The sequence below is a fragment of the Flavobacterium sp. KBS0721 genome, from assembly GCF_002007065.3.
GTDB classification, from domain to species: domain Bacteria; phylum Bacteroidota; class Bacteroidia; order Flavobacteriales; family Flavobacteriaceae; genus Flavobacterium; species Flavobacterium piscis.
Map to the genome: position 1 here is coordinate 2,115,366 of NZ_CP042170.1, position 17,688 is coordinate 2,133,053.

Sequence of the window (17,688 nt, forward strand, 5' to 3'; positions counted from 1 at the left end):
CAAATATAGTAAGATATTTCTTAATAGTCTAATTTATATAAGATTTTTTCTAAAAACTATGCTTTATGGCAGAAAATACACTACAGAGAATTAAACACTATCTTGATTATAAAGGAATTAAGGTGAGTGCCTTAGAGAAAGAAGTTGGCATGTCTAATGGCTCTTTTGCAAGTCAGCTAAAAAACAATAAAACTATAGGTCTCGACAAATTAGAAAATATCTTAAGTAAGCATTCTGACATTAATATTGAATGGCTTTTGACGGGTGAAGGAAATATGCTGAAATTTGATGTTTTACAAGAAAAAGGATCAGTAAGCTACAAAAAAACGCAGAAAGATGCTAAAAATCAAAATATTCCGCTTTATAGTATTCAAACCACTTCCGGAATTATTGACTTGTTTGGTAACAACGAATATCAAAATCCAGTAGACTCGATCTCGATACCTAAAATTTCTGAATGCGATGGTGCCCTATATGTTACAGGCGATAGTATGTCACCTTTGCTAAAAAGTGGTGATATTGTGGTTTATAAAAAGGTATATAATCATGAAAAGAATATTATTTGGGGCGAAATGTATCTTGTTTATATCAACAATGATGGTAATGAATTCTTTTTTACCCGTTTTTTAAAACAATCAGAGCAGGAATCATTTGTGCAGTTGGTAGCACAAAACCCCGATCATCAAACTATAGAATTTCCTGTTAGCAGTATTAAGGCATTGGCTTTAGTAAAAGCTTCAATTAGGGTTAATTCGCAGTTTTAAGATTTAAGCGGCTGAGGTAGTGTATTTCTAAAAATTTTACTGAAATAAAATATTAAAAAAAGTGAGACTTTTAATCGTTGGCGTCGATTAGAAATCTCACTTTAAGGTTCCAAAAAAAAGTCATCATTTTAATAATTTCCCTGTTATGGAAATTACAAGTTCAAGTAAAAATTATTTACTGCAAAATTATTCCTAAAAGAAGATGTGGCTATACGTATTTATACCTGTTTTTGGAGTTTCTTTTATCAAAAAATACGCAGACATAAGATTTTTATTGCCAAATCGTAATAACGATGTTGAATGACAGCAGGATAATCCTTTTGATGTATTAATTAAATTCAGTTTTTTTGAATTCAATTATTTTTTCGAAGTATTGTATTAGGATTTTTCTTTCTACCGAGTATAAAGCAGTTTCCTCTTCTGTTTTTAAATACAAATCGGCAATACTTTCAGCATCCAGTTGATGATTTAAAAAATGATTTTCGGCATATTTTATAAGGTCGTCCAGAAAAAGTTCGTACAATCTTCCCTTTTCCAGTGTTTCTGTATCACCTTCTTTTATTTTTTCCATTTCAGATTCCGGCAAATCAATGGTCAGATAAGTACAGTCTACTGCAACTTTAGAAAGCATTTCTTTATTTACTTTTCCGGTGCCTAAACAATACGCGCACGGGGCAGGTGTCCATTTTAGTGCTTTGTTCATGCGATGTATATCTTCCCAGTCAACAAATGTTTTGCCAAGGCACCTTGGGCATTCTATATTTAATTTTCGAAATAGGAACTTAAAAAGGGTCATTTTTCTGGAATTAATTTAAGATTTAGTGGCTTGGCTAATATAATTATTTATATAAGAAAAATTAGTTCAGTAGTAACTTTTTTGGAAGAAAAGATTTATGAGTAATGAGAATTGAAAATGTATAAAGCTAAAAAAAGCTGTAAATAGTGTTTTTACAGCTTTTTTCTTTTGTGTTTTATTGTTGTCAGACTGATGCAAAATTACGTTGTTGACAGGTTTAGGCCTTTTTTTTCATTAAATAATAGTAAATATTTTCTCCGCCTTCAGGCACAATATTCGAATGTATAAATTCGTAGCCATACGCCGCCATAAAGTTTAAAGCATCGATAATTGAATTAAAGACTAAGACTTCTCCGTTTTTATCTTTCAAACGCGCTGTATCATTATTGCTCGACATCAGTTTTGTTCTTTGTCCAATGTCGATCGAAACCTTAACTTTAGAAGACATATATTTTGAAGTGCCAATAATCTGAAGGTATTCTACATCCAGATCCTGAATAGGAATTCCGTTGATGGTTTGTGCAAAACTTGTTAAACTTAATAATATCGTAAGAGTTAGTAGTAGTTTTTTCATGTTTTAGTTGTGGTTAGATATTAGTAGTTGAGCTATGATAATTGCGATCTAAGAATTGCAATTTTTTATTTATAGCTTTGATATAGGATCTTTTAAGCGATATCAAGATTTATACCATAAAAAATGAAAGCTAACTTTGAGAATAGGGGGATATATGTCTGTGTTTAAAGTTTGAAATGAAAAAAAGCTGCAATTTTAAGTTTGCAGCTTTTTTTATGTTATTGTTGTGGTCAATAACTGTAAATGTTTACTATTGATTTGTAGGTTATTTGGTGTATTTCTTTAAATGTTTTTATAAACTTCAGTAGCAATTGTATAAGCGATTTCCATTCTGTTTAATAAGTCTTTAAGTTTGTCAGAGGCATTTTTCCTAGCATTATTTAATTCTTTTGACATTCTTGGAAGTGCTTCAATTGACATAAGAAACTCTGTCATATTTTTAATTGTTCCTGGAGTAGTGTCTATTAAACTTTTTAATGAAATTTTAGCTTCATTAATTTCCTCATTTTTATTTTCAAAATCGGATTTATATATTGTTATAAGTTTAGAAAATGCATCAATACCTTTTTCGAAATGGGTAAAATAGATTGGGATTTCTGGTTGGATTCTATTAGCGTAATCATTCATAGCTTGGGCTGTTCGGTTATATATACTACGTTGAGCTTTAAAACTGACAGGTTGATTGTGATTTTTTTCAACTAACTTGTTGATTTCACTTGTTTTTTTATTTATTTCTTTTCCAATCCAATTCGTTGCGTCGCTTATTGCGTGTAAAGAGTGTGTAGAGGTTGAGAAAGAATCTTCGATCAATTCTTGGTAGTCAAGAATACCGTATTCTTCTTCAATGGTGTTTTCAATAAATACATCTGTATTATTTTCGCTGTTTTCAATATCTGCTATCGGTAAAGTTGAAATGTGCTTTAAACTTTCTATTCTAGCTGGAATGTGAGCTCTTAAAAATCTACATAAATCCTCATTTTGATCGAAATCCCAATATAATATATTTTTCTCACCTAAGGAAGATTTGAAGTTTTTTACTTTTGAAAATTGTTCAGGATTAATGTCGTTTAATGATGCCGGAAGTGCATTTTTAAAATAGAACAAAATTTGTATGGAGTTCGGGTTTTTAATAAATTTTGCATATGCAAGTTCAAATTCTTCTTCAGTTCCAGAGCCAAATAATCTTGTTGGAGTGCCAAATTTCATCCATAACAATCCGATAAATAAATCATATTCTGGGATATCAGTATTTATTAAATCTTGAACGCTTTCAGTACTTATTCCTGGTGCAGTATTAGTTTCCCACTTAAGTAATTCAATGATAATATTATTTGGATTTCCATAAGTAGAATTTAATTCTGAAATTACTCCCGAAATTGCTTCCCTTTCTTCTGTTAGATCAGAAGGTGAAGCGATAAATACACGATATTTATTAATTGTGGCTGGCATGTTTAGGATAGATTTAGATTAGAAATTATTATTTTGTTTGTTTGACAAAAATCTCTGTTTTTATGATTTTTATTTTACGGAAATCCATAATTCAATAAATTTATTTCCAGACAATTATACCACAAAAATAAATCCTAACAACCAAGTATTTATACCTGTTTTTAAAACCTAAAAACAAAAAAAGCCCAAACATAAAAGTTGAGCTTTTCAAATTATCTAATTTCCCGATTATCCAATAAAATCTGATATTTCCTTCCAACAGGAATAATTTCGCCATTAAACATCGTAAGCGTTTTAAAAGTTACAGCCGCAATTTTGGTGATATTTACAATAAAAGAGCGATGTACCTGAACAAAATTAGTACTGTCAATTTCTGTGGCAATGCTCGCGAGTGAACCGTAAATAATAATGGGTGATTTTAGTTTGGTGCTGTAGAGTTTCATGTAGTTGCCCAGGCTTTCGATATAAATAATATCGCTCAGGAGGGTTTCTGTCATTTGTCCGTTTACGCGGTGCGAAAGGACTTTGTTATCAGTGTTGTTTTCTTTTTTTGAAATAGCACCAGTAAAATAAATTTTGGCTTTTTCAATCGCTTTAGAAAATTTATCGAACGAAATAGGTTTTAGTAAATAATCTATTGCATCGTTTTGGTATGCCGAAAGGGCAAAATCAGAATAGGCTGTGGTTACAATCGTAAGCGGTCTTTTGGGTTGTAGCTCCATTAATTCTACACCTGAAATTACGGGCATATTAATATCCAGAAAAATAATATCATACGTATTCTCATTGAGCATTTTTACCGCTTCCATACCGCTAAAAGCACTTCCGGAATGTTCCAGATCGTCAAATTTTGAGATGTGCGATGCAAGCGCCTTATGTGCCGGCGATTCATCGTCTATGATAAGACAGCGGTAGGTAAGTGCCATATTTTTAGTTTTACGATAAAGATATTCTTTTCTTTTTTGCAGTTTAGTTCATGTCGTAAGCCGTAAACTTCTAGACGTCTTTTTAGGTTTTCGATTCCAATTCCCGTGCTTGAAAGCCTTGAACCCGATTCCAGATAATTGTTCTTTAAAGTAAAGGACAATTGGTTGCATTTTACCTTCAAATCAATATTTATAAAAGGTTTTGGCGTTTCGGCAGAGAATTTAACGGCATTTTCAACCAACGGCAAAAAGAACAAAGGCGGAATATCGATACTGTCGTAATCGCCCTCAAAATGCTGAGTCACCACAAGGCGTTCGTTCTGAAAAGTATAATATTCGATATATTTTTTTATAAAGGCAATTTCTTCCTCCAGAAAAACATAATCTTTTTTAGTGGCTTCAATCTGGTAGCGAAGCATGTCTGAGAGGTTCAATATCCTGTCCGGCAATTTATCAGGGTCAGATAACGATTCTCCGTATAAATTATTCATGGCATTCAATAAAAAATGCGGATTCAATTGCTGCTTCAAAAACGAAAGTTCAGACTTGAAATTCATAATATCCTTATCTGCATCCGTAATTTTTTTAGTGATAACAACATGAATAAAGTAAAAAAACATTCCGTTTATAATCAGCGATAATATTTGGAGTGTCTTGAAATTTCCCAAGCCAACCAACGGAAAAAACCAATTCATAAAAAAGTAAAAAGAAGTCCAGTAAATTACAAAGAGTGTAAAAAATGTTTTAAGCTTTTTTTTAAATAAAAAAGGCCGAATGATATAAATGTTAAAGATCGTTACCCATACAATACAAGGCAAATATCCAACTGCTATTTTACTAATCATAAAAGACCAATCGTGACCATCTAATCGTATTTCGTCATAAACGCAAGCAAAAATAACCAAAATGATAAAGGCGTTTACGATGATGTTACGGAGAAAAAAGTTCTGATAAATTTTAAGAATCTTCATAACAGCAAAAATAGGTTAATATTATATGTTGTAATATTTTAGAGCTCATAAATTATACAAACGCCATTCGTATAAATGATACGCCATTGGTATAATTGTGCTATTGTAATAGGAGTTTGCCCATTACTTTTGCCCTGGGTTTCGATCCTTTTTCAATAAACAAATTTTAATTCATCTCAATTTATGAAAACAAAAATCATTTGTGTTTTATTCATTTGTGCGTCGATACGAACTATGGCTCAGGAAAAAGAAGCTCCTATGCAAACAGTCGTAAAAGCGGTAACAGATAAATTTCCTACTACGCGAATTTTAGACGTACAATACGAACAATTGGGACCAACAAATTTTGATTCAAGACTTTTTGGAGATCGATTTGAAAAAGGAAGAATCGACGATCATAACCGTTTAAAAGTAGCGATCAATGTGCCGTTTTTTGCCACGCCATCTAAACGTTTTGTTCTAACGGGTTCTTTACGGTATAAATATGAAACCTATGATTTTGGCGATGTTTACAATTATGCCACAGCGTCGACTTATACAAAAGAAAAAGAAGAATTTCATTATTTTGCAGGAGCTTTGAGTGCAACTTATATGGCTAAAATTTTTAATAAACCCGTTATTTACAATGCTACCGCAACTGTCGACGGAAACGAAGATAATGTACAGCGTGTTAAAGGATTTGTAACCGCAAATATCGTAATTAAACGAACTGCCAATACTACGATTACTATTGGAGCATTGGCGATGCTGGATCCTTCAGCAATTATTCCCATCACACCACTTTTTACTCTTAACCATAAATTTAAGGATTCAAAATGGGATTTGGATTTCATTCTTCCGCAGCGTTTATTGTTTAGAAGACAATTATTAGAGAATGGAAGAATTTCTTTAGGAACAGAACTAAATTCTGAAAGTTTTTATTTAAATTTAAATGCTTCAAATTTAAAAGGAATTTACGAGTTAAATCAACTGGAATTAAAATCAGGTATTACCTATGAATACCGTATTACACCGCAAATAATTGGTTTTTTAAAAGGCGGTGTCAATAATATTTTAAGTACTCGTGTAACAGAAAGGGGTGAACGAACGTCTAAGTATATTTATGATCATAAAGAAGATGCTCAGGGGTATTTTAGATTTGGAATCTCTTACAATCCTTTTTAATTAAAATTGGTTCTATAAGTTCATTTATTATTTTTTATCGTATTAAAATAGATAATTATGGTTGTTGAAGTTTTTAAAACAAATGTTCAAAAAGAAGCAGATACCAATTACATTATTGCTGTAATCCTGACACAGTTTCCTGATTATAAAATTAATTTTGATCTCGAAGATTGTGATAAAATATTACGCGTTGAAGGTGTAGATCTGGAACCCAATAATATCATAGACTATGTAAATTGTCTGGGATATACGTGTGTAAAATTAGAATAGTTTTTTAGGTTGAATGGATGAGGTTGTAATAGTATATTTATTTATTGTTTTAATGAATTAAAAACAGGTATAAATACGCAGCTTTATATATCATTTTATAAATAGTTTTGTACGATAATTTCTTTTGAAAATTAAGATATGACAAGTTTTATTCTTTCGCTTTTACTTTTACTTTTAAAACAGTTTAGTTAATTGTTTTAATTCGGTATTATTTTTCGTGATGCTTTTTCAGATTTGAAAAGGTGTAATGTTCTTTTGGGCATTATTTTCTACATTTGTGGCCTATGAAAAAAGCGCTCCATCTCTTTGACTTTACTCAAAAAGTAAATTACAAAAACGAAATTTTAGCCGGTCTGACAGTTGCGATGACCATGATTCCTGAATCGTTGTCATTTGCTATTCTTGCCGGTTTTCCTCCTTTGGTAGGTTTATATGCTGCTTTTATTGCCGGTTTGGTTACTGCTATTTTTGGCGGAAGACCCGGAATGATTTCTGGCGGGGCAGGAGCAACTGTTATTGTTTTGATTGCTTTGATGAAATCGCATGGTATAGAATATGTTTTTGCAGCCGTTGCGCTTGGCGGTATAGTCCAGATATGCATAGGACTTTTTAAACTCGGAAAATTTATTAGGTTAGTGCCTCAGCCCGTTATGTTCGGTTTTGTAAACGGATTGGCAGTTGTTATTTTTATGTCGCAGCTGGAGCAATTTAAAACGGTTGTAAACGGACAAGTTTCCTGGCTGCAGGGAACTCCTTTGTATATTATGCTGGGTTTGGTCGCGCTGACAATTGGAATCGTTTTACTTTTTCCGAAACTTACCAAAGCAGTTCCGGCTTCGTTGGTAGCAATAATGGTGGTTTTTGCCATCGTACTAATTTTTAATATCGAAACCAAAACGGTCGAAGATATTGCCTCTGTTCAGGGCGGATTTCCACCTTTTCATATTCCTAATATTCCTGTTTCTTTTGAAACTTTCAAAGTCATATTTCCCTATTCTGTTATTGTTGCCGCCGTAGGTTTAACCGAAGGTCTGCTGACATTAAATCTTGTCGATGAAATTACCGGAACGCGAGGAAACAGCAATCGCGAATGCATTGCGCAGGGAAGTTCGAATATTTTAAACGGTTTCTTTTTCGGGATGGGAGGCTGTCCAATGATTGCTCAGACTTTAGTCAATCTTTCGGCAGGTTCAAGAGCCCGACTGTCGGGAATTATTGCAGCTCTTACAATTTTATTAATTATCCTTTTTGGTGCGCCTGTTATTGGCAAATTACCTATGGCGGCTTTGGTAGGAGTAATGATGATGGTGGCGATTACGACTTTTGAATGGGCAAGTTTTAAAGTCATCAATAAAATGCCTAAACATGATATTTTTGTCGGAATTTTGGTAGCCATAATTACCATTGTATTGCACAATCTTGCTTTGGCGGTTTTAATTGGTGTCATTATTTCAGCGCTGGTTTTTGCCTGGGAAAGTGCCAAAAGAATCCGTGCAAGAAGTTTTATTGATGATGCAGGAGTGAAGCATTATGAAATTTACGGACCATTATTTTTTGGTTCGATAGCCGCTTTTTTCGAAAAGTTTGATGTTGCAAATGATCCGGATCACGTGATTATAGACTTCAAAGAAAGTCGCGTCGCTGATATGTCGGCAATTGAAGCTTTGAATAATTTGACAAAAAAATACAATCAGCTAAATAAAGTAATAGAACTCCAACATTTAAGCCCAGATTGCATCAAATTGCTTAAAAACGCCGAAGCGGTTATTAAAGTGAATGTTATTGAAGATCCTACTTATAAAGTGGTTTCGAGATAATGGTTAATTGCGAATTAATTTACGACCCAATTTTATCGTTGAGGCGCATAGCAGTGCGTCTAATGTGAGATGCGTTTAGTAAGTGTTAAAACCTGTAGGTTTTGTTGCGTACAGATTGTTGCGCATAAGACGCTCTGCGTCTCTACCGATATGCTTTGAGTTTGATTTTAAGATTAACAAATTATCTAATTGTATTTGTTTGATTTTTGTAACTTTGTCAAATGAAGCTAACAGAAACCTTAGAAGATTTTTACACCATCAAAGTAAACGGAATGCCTGAGAATCTTAGAAAAGAAATCGGACATTTTAATGTTTTTAAATTAGATGATTTTGTTGGTAATACTTGTAAACCATTTCCTTATACCCGAAAAGACTTTTATAAAATAAGTTTAATCATCGGAAAAAATAAAGTGCACTATGCAGATAAAATTTCTGTAATAGAAGATCAGGCATTGTTTTTTGCAAACCCACAAATTCCGTATAATTGGGAACAGGTTGATGAAAATCAAACTGGTTTTTTTTGCATTTTTACAGAAGCTTTTTTTAATCAGTTTGGCAATTTAAAAGAATATCCTTTATTTCAGCCCGGCGGAAATCCGATCGTTCCTATTTCAATGGAATTGGCAGAATCTTTGAAAAAGGTTTATTTAAAAATGTTTGACGAAATCAATTCTGATTATACTTTTAAATATGATGTTCTCCGCAATCTTGTTTTTGAAATTATTCATCAGGCTTTAAAAACACAAACTGTAACTACTTCATTATACAGTAAGTCGAATGCAACGATTAGGGTTTCGTCTTTGTTTTTGGAATTATTGGAAAGACAATTTCCAATTGAATCCATATCACAGCAAATTAATTTCCGGTCACCTTCAGAATTTGCGAATCAATTAAATGTGCATGTCAATCATCTTAATAAAGCATTAAAAGAAACCACAGGAAAAACCACTTCGCAGATTGTATCCGAAAGGATTGTACAGGAAGCGATGATTCTGCTCAAACAAACCAATTGGAATATTAATGAAATTGCCTGGTGTTTAGGTTTTGATGAATTGTCTCATTTTATCAATTTCTTCAAGAAAAATGTTCAGGTTTCACCTAAAACCTATCGCGTAACCCAAATTGTTTGATTTTTGTAACTTCTCATTTGATTGCTTTAATTTTTGGCAAGCACTTCGCTGATACCTTTGTACCATAATATTAATGTAAAAATTTAAAATCATGGAAAATAACAAAGTTTGGTTTATCACAGGTGCTTCAAAAGGACTTGGATTAGAATTGGCTAAAAAATTATTATCAGAAGGCAAAAGGGTAGCCGCGACATCAAGAACTGAAAGCGCGTTAATTAAAGAATTAGGAAATCCATCTGAGTATTTTCTTCCTCTTGAAATGGATTTAACGAATGAACAAAGCGTTAAAAATGCGATTGAAGTAACCGTAAGTCATTTTAAAACTATTGATGTTTTAGTAAACAATGCAGGGTACGGTTTATTGGGATCATTAGAGGAACTTACCGATGCAGAATCCAGAAAAAACTACGAAGTAAATGTTTTCGGCTTATTAAACGTAATAAGAAATACAATGCCATACATGCGTGCCAATAAATCAGGACATATTTTTAATATTGCTTCTATTGGTGGTTATAACGGAGGTTTTCCGGGTTGGGGAATTTACTGTTCCACAAAGTTTGCTGTTGCCGGTTTAACGGAATCTCTGGCTGCAGAAGTAAAAGAATTTGGAGTAAACGTAACGTTGGTTTATCCGGGTTATTTTAGAACCGATTTCTTGAAAGATAGTTCTTTATTATTGCCTCAGAGTCCTATTGCAGATTATAAAGCAGTTAGAGAGTCTGAAGTAGCACATAAAGATAGTATCAACGAAAATCAGCCGGGAGATCCTGCAAAATTTGCAACCGCTTTAATCAAAATGAGCGAAGAAGAAAATCCTGCGTTGCATTTATTTGTGGGAGAAGATGCTTATAATATGGCAAATGTAAAAATTGCAGAGGTTCAAAAAGAATTGCAGCAATGGAAAGCCGTTTCTGTTTCGACAGGTTTTTAATTAGATAATTTGTCAATTAGATAATTCGGAAATGTACCAATTGGATAAATAATTTCCATTCCAATTTATCTTAGAGGCACACAGCAGTGCGTCTCACGCAACGTAACCACAATTTATTCCGTTGCAACAAACCCGACAGGTTTTTAAAACGTGTCGGGTTTGTCATTTAAAATCGCGATGTGCTTATTATCTAAATCTTCTAATTGACACATTAACTAATTTAATCAACAAGCATGTTTTTTACTTCGCTAAATTTCCCGTCAACTTCTTCAATCTTTAAATCTAAAATATGAGCAATTAAAGGATAAACTGAAACATTCTGAAAAGTAGATACTTCTTTATTTGCTTTAAAAGCCGGACCTTTTGCATAAAAAATGGCGTGCATATCTTTTTCGTTATTGTCATAACCGTGCGTTCCGCCTTTTATATGTGTACTTTCTTTGCCTACTAAGCTGTATCCTTTAGCTGCTTCAACAACAAAATCATGAACTCTTGGATTGGTTCCGTAATGCAGTCTTTTGGGAACGTCGACCGATTTCCAGAATTTAATATGTGGTACTTTCTTCAGCGCTTTTGCAATCGAATCCTGATAACCTGGTTTTGCCTGAAGACTCATAATAGGATTAATTACATCTTTGTAACCCAGCCATTCGGGTTTTAGATAATCCAAAACAGCTACTTTTTTGTCATTATTAATATCGGCCATTCCGTGATCTGAAACAATAATCAAATTGATTTGTTTTCCAATGGTTAACTGATCTAATTTTCGGGATAATGCTCCCATTATAGAATCCATTTTGATCACCATTTTTTTGTTTTCCGGCGAAAGCGGACCAAAATTATGTCCGGTATGATCAGGTTCATCAAAATACAAAGTAACCAAATGCGGGCGTTGTTTTTCAGGAAGCTGTAACCACTTTAAAACCGTATCAATTCGGGCTCCATAAGGGATTTTATTGTCATAATTTTTATATATACCAGGATTTCTTTTGTCAATGTCAGATCCTGGCCAGAAGAAAGAAGCTGTTTTTACACCTTGTTGTTCGGCAACATTCCAAATAGGATTTCCGCCATAAAAACGCGAATCATTTTTTGCCTTGCTTGATAATGAAAAAGATTCGTTTAGTTGAGCATCATAAAAAACATTATTGATGATCCCGTGATGATCAGGATAAAGTCCGGTTATTATAGAATAATGGTTGGGGAAAGTTTTTGTGGGATAAGAAGGTTGCATCGATTTGGCGTGAACACCTGCTTTAGCAATTTGCTTCAAATTCTGAAGATTAAATTGTTTTTGATAATCCCAACGAAACCCATCCATAGAAACTAAAACTACATAAGTGTCTTTGTTGGTTTGAGAATAAGAAAAAGTGGTAAGAAGTAAGCATGTAAAAAGTAATAGGCGAGTGGTGAATTTTCTCATTATGCAATTTTAATAGAACCGCAAAGATACTAATAACCTGTTTTTTAAAGAAAAACAGAATGTTAAACTAAGTGAAAGTTTGCCACGAATTTCACGAATTTTCACGAATACTTTGTGCAAAAAAAGGTTACCGCAAATTTCACAAATTATTTCCCTAGGTACTCTGCTTAAAAATTTGTGCTAATTTGTGAAATTTGCGGCAAAAAAATCTTTTTAATCCTTTAATCTGTGGCAAAAAAAAACGCCAGATTTATATCCGGCGTTTTAAATTTTAAGAAGTGAGAATGATTACATCATTCCTGGCATACCGCCACCCATTGGCATTCCGCCGCCGTTTTCTTCTTTAATATCAATTAATGCACATTCTGTAGTAAGGATCATTCCGGCAACAGATGCAGCATTTTCTAATGCTACACGAGTTACTTTTTTAGGATCGATAATTCCAGCTGTAAGCATATCTACATATTCGTCAGTTTTTGCGTTGTATCCAAAATCACCTGAACCTTCAGAAACTTTAGCAACAACTACAGAACCTTCAAGACCTGCATTTTCAACAATAGTTCTTAATGGAGATTCAACAGCACGAGATACAATCTGAATTCCAGTTGCTTCGTCAGCGTTATCAGCAGTGATTCCAGCTAATGCAGCTTTTGCTCTTAATAAAGCAACACCACCACCAGCAACAATTCCTTCTTCAACAGCAGCACGAGTCGCGTGTAGCGCATCATCAACTCTGTCTTTTTTCTCTTTCATCTCCACTTCAGAAGCAGCACCAACATAAAGAACAGCAACACCACCAGCTAATTTAGCCAAACGTTCTTGCAATTTTTCTTTATCATAATCAGATGTTGTAGTTTCCATCTGACCTTTAATTTGGTTTACTCTGTTTTTGATGATATCAGCTTCACCAGCACCACTTACAATAGTAGTGTTGTCTTTATCGATAGAAACTCTTTTTGCAGTTCCTAACATTTCGATAGTGGTGTTTTCTAGAGTGTATCCTCTTTCTTCAGAAATTACAGTTCCACCAGTTAAGATTGCAATATCTTCTAACATTGCTTTTCTTCTGTCTCCAAAACCAGGAGCTTTTACAGCAGCAATTTTAAGAGCACCTCTTAATTTGTTTACTACAAGAGTAGAAAGAGCTTCTCCGTCAACATCTTCAGCAATAATCAATAATGGTTTTCCTGATTGTGCAACTGGCTCTAAAACTGGAAGTAATTCTTTTAAAGAAGATACTTTTTTGTCGTATAATAAGATATATGGAGAGTCTAATTCAACTTCCATTTTCTCAGGATTTGTTACGAAATATGGAGAAAGATATCCTCTGTCAAACTGCATACCTTCAACAACATCCACGAAAGTGTCCGTTCCTTTAGCTTCTTCAACAGTGATAACACCTTCTTTTCCTACTTTAGCGAAAGCTGTAGCAATTAATTCACCAATAACTTCGTCATTATTTGCAGAGATCGAAGCAATTTGTTTGATTTTATCAGAATCGCTTCCAACTACTTTAGCTTGTTTTGCAAGGTCAGCAACGATAGCTTCAACCGCTTTGTCAATACCACGTTTCAAATCCATTGGATTTGCACCTGCAGCAACGTTTTTCAAACCTTCTTTAACGATTGCCTGAGCTAAAACTGTAGCAGTTGTAGTTCCGTCACCCGCTAAATCATTGGTTTTAGAAGCAACTTCTTTAACCATTTGAGCGCCCATGTTTTCTAATGGGTCTTTTAATTCGATTTCTTTTGCAACAGAAACACCATCTTTAGTAACAGTTGGTCCACCAAATGATTTCCCAATAATTACATTACGACCTTTTGGTCCAAGAGTTACTTTTACAGCATTTGCTAATGCATCAACACCACGTTTTAATCCGTCACGTGCTTCAATATCAAATTTTATATCTTTTGCCATTTTTTATTTGCTTTAGGCAGTAGGCTTTAAGCTTTATGCTTTCTACTGCTGAATTAATTTTTGTTTTAATTTGTAAATTTTGCTTTTAATGCTATTGATTTTTTCTATATGATTCTCTGCAATTTCATTATTAAGATATTGCAAATCTTTAGCTAAAATCAAAAGATATTCTGTCTCGCTGGCAGAACCTAAAGCTATATTGAGAAATTGATTGAATTCTTTGTCGCTATTTCTTCCACAACCCTCGCTGATATTAGTAGGGATTGATGAAGATGCTCGTCTAATCTGACTAGTTAATCCGTATAATTCTTCTTTAGGAAATAAAGAAGTCATTTTGTAGATTTCTAAAGTGAAAGAGTGACTTAGCTGCCAAATATCGTATTTTTTAAAATCTCTCATTTTTTTTGTTGGCTTTAAGCTTTAGGCAGTAAGCTTTAAGCTTTAGGCAGTAAGCTTTAAGCTTAAAGCGTATAGCTTACAGCAATCTTTAGATTATAGCTAAGATATCATCTTCGCGCATAATCAAATAATCAGTTCCTTCAAGTTTTAATTCTGTTCCTGCATATTTACCATAAAGAACAGTATCACCAACTTTAACGGTCATAGTGTGATCTTTAGATCCATTTCCTACTGCAACTACAGTTCCTTTTTGTGGTTTCTCTTTGGCAGTATCCGGAATAAAAATCCCTGACGCAGTTTTAGTCTCAGCTGCAACAGGCTCAATAAGTACGCGGTCTGAAAGCGGTTTAATGTTTAAAGTCATGATTTATATTATTAATAGTTTATATTTTTTTAATGCTAAAATAACTTTCAGAAATTGTGCCATGCTCTTAAAACTGACATTATTTCCTAAAAAAAATGCCAGCTTTGACAGGCTGGCATTTTATATTTATTTCAAAATTATTATTTTGCTGCAGGAGTTGCCGGAGCAGGTGTTTGTTGAGCTGGAGCAGCAGGTGTGCTAGCAGCAGGAACTTCAGATTTGTCAATAATTTTAGAGTCAGTATCACTTAATGATCCTGTAAAACTTAAACTTGAAAGCAAGATTAAAGCAATCAAAATAGTAGCTAATGTCCAGGTACTTTTATCTAAAAAGTCAGTTGTTTTTTGTACTCCACCTAACATTTGAGTTCCACTAATTGTAGACGACAATCCGCCTCCTTTAGGGTTTTGAACCATGATTACTACGATCAATAGAAAACAAACTATTGTGATTAAAACTAAAAAAATTGAAAATGTGCTCATTGCTTAATTATTATTGTTATTTTGTTGTAAAATCTTGATATCCGAAATACGGTCTGCAAAGAAACTAATTTTTTCTGGATATTTCAAAATTAATATTTCATATGCTTGTATTGCTTTTGTATATTTTTTTTGTTCCAAATATACTCTGGCTAAAGTCTCTGTCATTAAGTAAGAATTATCTTCTTTGTTAATGTCGAATTGTACCGCAGGTGTTATTGCAGTTTGTTTTATAGGAGATATTTTGGGATTGGTCTCTATAAATTTATCTATTATTTCTGCTTTTTTCTTTTTCTCAGGATCAATTATTTTTGCCTCATCTTTTGGTTGTGCTGCTTTTTGAGTTTGTCTTGCCTCCTGAGGACCTTCTTCTGTCCTGTCTATTGGTTCTGTTCGGGCTAATTGAAGCCATTCCTGAAACGAATGTTTTTCATTAACAGAAAAATCAAGTGGTTTTCCTATTTCAAGGTTTTCCGCTGCGATTTTTACATTTTCCTGAATTTCAATTTTAGGTTCATCAATAATTTTTGGTTCTTCAAAAACCACTGAGTTCGCTTCTTTGATCGAATTCAATATCGATTGCTCAATAGGATCAACTCTTACTGCGGGAATTTCCGGCTCTGTTATTTCCTCTTCTTCTACTATTTCTTCAAAAAATGTTGGAGTATGTTCTTTAACCGAAGTTAAAATTGGCTCCTCAACAATAAGTTCTTCTTTTTGCTCCTCGATTGTAGCTTCTTCAAAAGTTATATTCGAAACTTCTTTTATAGATTCTAAGATAGACTGCTCAAAAACCGGATCAATTGGTTTTTCTTCAGTTTTTACAGGTCCTTCAAAAGTGGTTGGTGTTACTTCCTTAAAAGTGTCTAAAATAGATTGCTCAGTAATCGGTTCAATTGGTTGCTCTTCAATTTTTACCGGTTCTTCAAAAGTGGTTGGTGCTACTTCTTTAAAGGTATCAAGAATTGCCTGCTCAGTAATTGTAATTGGTTCTGTAATTGGCTCTACTTTAATCTCTTCGGTTTTTACCGGTTCTTCAGTAGCAGGTATTACTTCTTTAAATGAATTTAGAATCGCTTGCTCATCGATTATTTCAATTGGCTTTTCTTTACTATTTACTTGTTCTTCAACAGTATTTGGTGTTACTTCTTTAAAAGAATTTAGAATCGCGTGTTCATCAATTATTTCAATTGACTTTTCTTCTGTTGCTGTTGGCTCTTCAAAAGTTTTATTTGCGGCTCCTTTTATAGAATTCAAAATCGATTGTTCAATAGGATCAATTCGAACTTCGGTGGCTTTTTTAATTTCTTCAAAAGATACAATTTCGCTGTCGATTACTTTTATTTCTAAAAGATCTCTTAATTTTCGATCATAAAGATCGTTCTGGATTGAAGTAAAAGTTTCTGAAGTAATAAAATCAAATAAAACAGCGCGATCAGTTGTGTGAGCGGCCGTTACTTTTAAGGCATAATTATACTTAAAGCTATTTTGATTGTAAAGTCCTTTTAATCGCAATGCTCTCGCACTTTGAAAATACGGAAATTCATTCAAAACACTTCCTAATGCGTCCGCTTGCCTTTCTGTGATAGCATCGGGTTTGTTCATTAAGTAGGTATAATCAGTTACATTCATTTTTTATTCTTTTGTTTAATCTTGTTGTTTAACTGTTTACGCATTTAAAAAATCGATTAAACTATATAATCGATTTCAATAAATAAACAATCTTACCATTTAGCTAGCGAATCATTAAAAATATCCTGCGTGATTCTTTCAAAAATAGTCTGAAGTGCTGTATTTAAAGTTGCACCAGTAGGTAAGCCGGTTCCCGGGAAATCATAGTAGAATTCGAATGGTTTTTCGAAATCATCTGTTTCTTTATTTTTATTGGTAAACCTAACATTGATACGAATCGTTAAACGGTTTTGGGCCGCTTGCTGATCTGCAGTTGCAGTCATTGGAGTCGTTCTGTAATCTACAATTTCTCCTTCGTAAACCAGGTCACCGCTATTGCTTACTAAGTTAAGGTTGGTTTGGTTTTGAATTAAATCCTGTAATGCCAAAGTAAACGTTCTGTCAATTCCAGGTTCAATTAAATCAGCATTATTTTGGAAAAAGTTAACCTGAAACGTTTTGGCATCAATTTTTCCTGTTCCTGTAAAATTGTAAGGCCCGCAGCCACTTAGCATAAAAAGGCTCATTAAAGCTAATAAAGAATATATTTTTTTCATAAAATTAATAAGTAATCAAATTCTAATTTTTTAAAATTCCAAATTCCAATTGAAGGAATATTTTTTTCAAATATACTAATTTGAAA

At 33.3% G+C, this 17,688-nt stretch carries 18 protein-coding genes; 6 read left to right on the forward strand and 12 right to left on the reverse strand.

Translation table 11 applies throughout. The features are described 5' to 3' along the window. Window positions 1-65 precede the first annotated feature (65 nt). Window positions 66-764, forward strand: coding sequence for a S24 family peptidase (locus tag B0M43_RS09335; RefSeq protein ID WP_078008575.1), 699 nt, complete (start codon window positions 66-68; stop codon window positions 762-764). A 328-nt stretch (window positions 765-1,092) separates the two neighbouring features. Here B0M43_RS09335 and B0M43_RS09340 read toward each other — a convergent pair whose 3' ends face one another. The 5 genes from B0M43_RS09340 to B0M43_RS09360 form a co-directional block, all read right to left on the reverse strand. Continuing rightward, window positions 1,093-1,467, reverse strand: coding sequence for a hypothetical protein (locus tag B0M43_RS09340; protein ID WP_243397518.1), 375 nt, complete (start codon window positions 1,465-1,467; stop codon window positions 1,093-1,095). Window positions 1,468-1,777: 310 nt separating this feature from the next. Then, a complete protein-coding gene (locus B0M43_RS09345; RefSeq protein WP_078008574.1) occupies window positions 1,778-2,134 on the reverse strand; it encodes a hypothetical protein in 357 nt (118 codons plus the stop codon). A gap of 282 nt (window positions 2,135-2,416) precedes the next feature. Beyond that, window positions 2,417-3,583, reverse strand: a complete 1,167-nt coding sequence (locus B0M43_RS09350) for a DUF4062 domain-containing protein (RefSeq protein ID WP_078008573.1) — start codon at window positions 3,581-3,583, stop codon at window positions 2,417-2,419. Between the two features lie 212 nt (window positions 3,584-3,795). Then, complete coding sequence (locus B0M43_RS09355; RefSeq protein WP_078008572.1) at window positions 3,796-4,509, reverse strand: LytTR family DNA-binding domain-containing protein; 714 nt, start codon at window positions 4,507-4,509, stop codon at window positions 3,796-3,798. After that, window positions 4,479-5,480, reverse strand: a complete 1,002-nt coding sequence (locus tag B0M43_RS09360; RefSeq protein WP_078008571.1) for a sensor histidine kinase — start codon at window positions 5,478-5,480, stop codon at window positions 4,479-4,481. The genes B0M43_RS09355 and B0M43_RS09360 overlap by 31 nt, the downstream gene beginning before the upstream one ends. Window positions 5,481-5,663: 183 nt before the next feature. Here B0M43_RS09360 and B0M43_RS09365 point away from each other — a divergent pair, with 183 nt between their 5' ends. From B0M43_RS09365 to B0M43_RS09385, 5 genes are all read left to right on the forward strand, one after another. Beyond that, window positions 5,664-6,644, forward strand: coding sequence for a DUF6268 family outer membrane beta-barrel protein (locus tag B0M43_RS09365; RefSeq protein ID WP_065452197.1), 981 nt, complete (start codon window positions 5,664-5,666; stop codon window positions 6,642-6,644). 57 nt (window positions 6,645-6,701) lie between these two features. Continuing rightward, entirely contained in the window at window positions 6,702-6,914 is a 213-nt protein-coding gene (locus B0M43_RS09370) for a hypothetical protein (RefSeq protein WP_065452198.1), read from the forward strand. Window positions 6,915-7,198: 284 nt separating this feature from the next. Further along, complete coding sequence (locus tag B0M43_RS09375) at window positions 7,199-8,731, forward strand: SulP family inorganic anion transporter (protein WP_078008570.1); 1,533 nt, start codon at window positions 7,199-7,201, stop codon at window positions 8,729-8,731. Between the two features lie 221 nt (window positions 8,732-8,952). Beyond that, the gene (locus tag B0M43_RS09380) at window positions 8,953-9,861 is read left to right on the forward strand and encodes an AraC family transcriptional regulator (RefSeq protein WP_078008569.1); all 909 of its coding nucleotides are present in this window, start codon (window positions 8,953-8,955) and stop codon (window positions 9,859-9,861) included. Window positions 9,862-9,952: 91 nt separating this feature from the next. Then, window positions 9,953-10,792 carry an SDR family NAD(P)-dependent oxidoreductase gene (locus tag B0M43_RS09385; RefSeq protein ID WP_078008568.1) on the forward strand — a complete coding sequence of 280 codons (840 nt, stop codon included), beginning with the start codon at window positions 9,953-9,955 and terminating at the stop codon, window positions 10,790-10,792. A gap of 220 nt (window positions 10,793-11,012) precedes the next feature. Here B0M43_RS09385 and B0M43_RS09390 read toward each other — a convergent pair whose 3' ends face one another. The 7 genes from B0M43_RS09390 to lptE all read right to left on the reverse strand — a co-directional run bounded on the left by B0M43_RS09390 (window position 11,013) and on the right by lptE (window position 17,602). Continuing rightward, window positions 11,013-12,215, reverse strand: a complete 1,203-nt coding sequence (locus B0M43_RS09390) for an ectonucleotide pyrophosphatase/phosphodiesterase (protein ID WP_078008567.1) — start codon at window positions 12,213-12,215, stop codon at window positions 11,013-11,015. A 288-nt stretch (window positions 12,216-12,503) separates the two neighbouring features. Next, a complete protein-coding gene (gene groL / locus B0M43_RS09395; RefSeq protein ID WP_065452203.1) occupies window positions 12,504-14,132 on the reverse strand; it encodes a chaperonin GroEL in 1,629 nt (542 codons plus the stop codon). A gap of 42 nt (window positions 14,133-14,174) precedes the next feature. After that, the gene (locus B0M43_RS09400) at window positions 14,175-14,531 is read right to left on the reverse strand and encodes a four helix bundle protein (protein WP_139541537.1); all 357 of its coding nucleotides are present in this window, start codon (window positions 14,529-14,531) and stop codon (window positions 14,175-14,177) included. A gap of 88 nt (window positions 14,532-14,619) precedes the next feature. Then, complete coding sequence (groES, locus tag B0M43_RS09405) at window positions 14,620-14,895, reverse strand: co-chaperone GroES (RefSeq protein WP_007806577.1); 276 nt, start codon at window positions 14,893-14,895, stop codon at window positions 14,620-14,622. A 140-nt stretch (window positions 14,896-15,035) separates the two neighbouring features. Further along, complete coding sequence (gene secG, locus B0M43_RS09410; RefSeq protein WP_065452204.1) at window positions 15,036-15,377, reverse strand: preprotein translocase subunit SecG; 342 nt, start codon at window positions 15,375-15,377, stop codon at window positions 15,036-15,038. A gap of 3 nt (window positions 15,378-15,380) precedes the next feature. Next, window positions 15,381-17,006, reverse strand: a complete 1,626-nt coding sequence (locus B0M43_RS09415) for a tetratricopeptide repeat protein (protein ID WP_123921843.1) — start codon at window positions 17,004-17,006, stop codon at window positions 15,381-15,383. A gap of 92 nt (window positions 17,007-17,098) precedes the next feature. Then, on the reverse strand, window positions 17,099-17,602 hold the full coding sequence (gene lptE / locus B0M43_RS09420) for an LptE family protein (RefSeq protein WP_065452206.1): 504 nt from the start codon (window positions 17,600-17,602) through the stop codon (window positions 17,099-17,101). Between the last annotated feature and the right edge of the window lie 86 nt (window positions 17,603-17,688).

Bases quoted from the DNA above. Each gene is read 5' to 3' on its own strand.
- B0M43_RS09335 (WP_078008575.1), top strand. From the start codon at position 66: ATGGCAGAAAATACACTACAGAGAATTAAACACTATCTTGATTATAAA.
- B0M43_RS09340 (WP_243397518.1), bottom strand. From the start codon at position 1,467: ATGAACAAAGCACTAAAATGGACACCTGCCCCGTGCGCGTATTGTTTA.
- B0M43_RS09345 (WP_078008574.1), bottom strand. From the start codon at position 2,134: ATGAAAAAACTACTACTAACTCTTACGATATTATTAAGTTTAACAAGT.
- B0M43_RS09350 (WP_078008573.1), bottom strand. From the start codon at position 3,583: ATGCCAGCCACAATTAATAAATATCGTGTATTTATCGCTTCACCTTCT.
- B0M43_RS09355 (WP_078008572.1), bottom strand. From the start codon at position 4,509: ATGGCACTTACCTACCGCTGTCTTATCATAGACGATGAATCGCCGGCA.
- B0M43_RS09360 (WP_078008571.1), bottom strand. From the start codon at position 5,480: ATGAAGATTCTTAAAATTTATCAGAACTTTTTTCTCCGTAACATCATC.
- B0M43_RS09365 (WP_065452197.1), top strand. From the start codon at position 5,664: ATGAAAACAAAAATCATTTGTGTTTTATTCATTTGTGCGTCGATACGA.
- B0M43_RS09370 (WP_065452198.1), top strand. From the start codon at position 6,702: ATGGTTGTTGAAGTTTTTAAAACAAATGTTCAAAAAGAAGCAGATACC.
- B0M43_RS09375 (WP_078008570.1), top strand. From the start codon at position 7,199: ATGAAAAAAGCGCTCCATCTCTTTGACTTTACTCAAAAAGTAAATTAC.
- B0M43_RS09380 (WP_078008569.1), top strand. From the start codon at position 8,953: ATGAAGCTAACAGAAACCTTAGAAGATTTTTACACCATCAAAGTAAAC.
- B0M43_RS09385 (WP_078008568.1), top strand. From the start codon at position 9,953: ATGGAAAATAACAAAGTTTGGTTTATCACAGGTGCTTCAAAAGGACTT.
- B0M43_RS09390 (WP_078008567.1), bottom strand. From the start codon at position 12,215: ATGAGAAAATTCACCACTCGCCTATTACTTTTTACATGCTTACTTCTT.
- groL (WP_065452203.1), bottom strand. From the start codon at position 14,132: ATGGCAAAAGATATAAAATTTGATATTGAAGCACGTGACGGATTAAAA.
- B0M43_RS09400 (WP_139541537.1), bottom strand. From the start codon at position 14,531: ATGAGAGATTTTAAAAAATACGATATTTGGCAGCTAAGTCACTCTTTC.
- groES (WP_007806577.1), bottom strand. From the start codon at position 14,895: ATGACTTTAAACATTAAACCGCTTTCAGACCGCGTACTTATTGAGCCT.
- secG (WP_065452204.1), bottom strand. From the start codon at position 15,377: ATGAGCACATTTTCAATTTTTTTAGTTTTAATCACAATAGTTTGTTTT.
- B0M43_RS09415 (WP_123921843.1), bottom strand. From the start codon at position 17,006: ATGAATGTAACTGATTATACCTACTTAATGAACAAACCCGATGCTATC.
- lptE (WP_065452206.1), bottom strand. From the start codon at position 17,602: ATGAAAAAAATATATTCTTTATTAGCTTTAATGAGCCTTTTTATGCTA.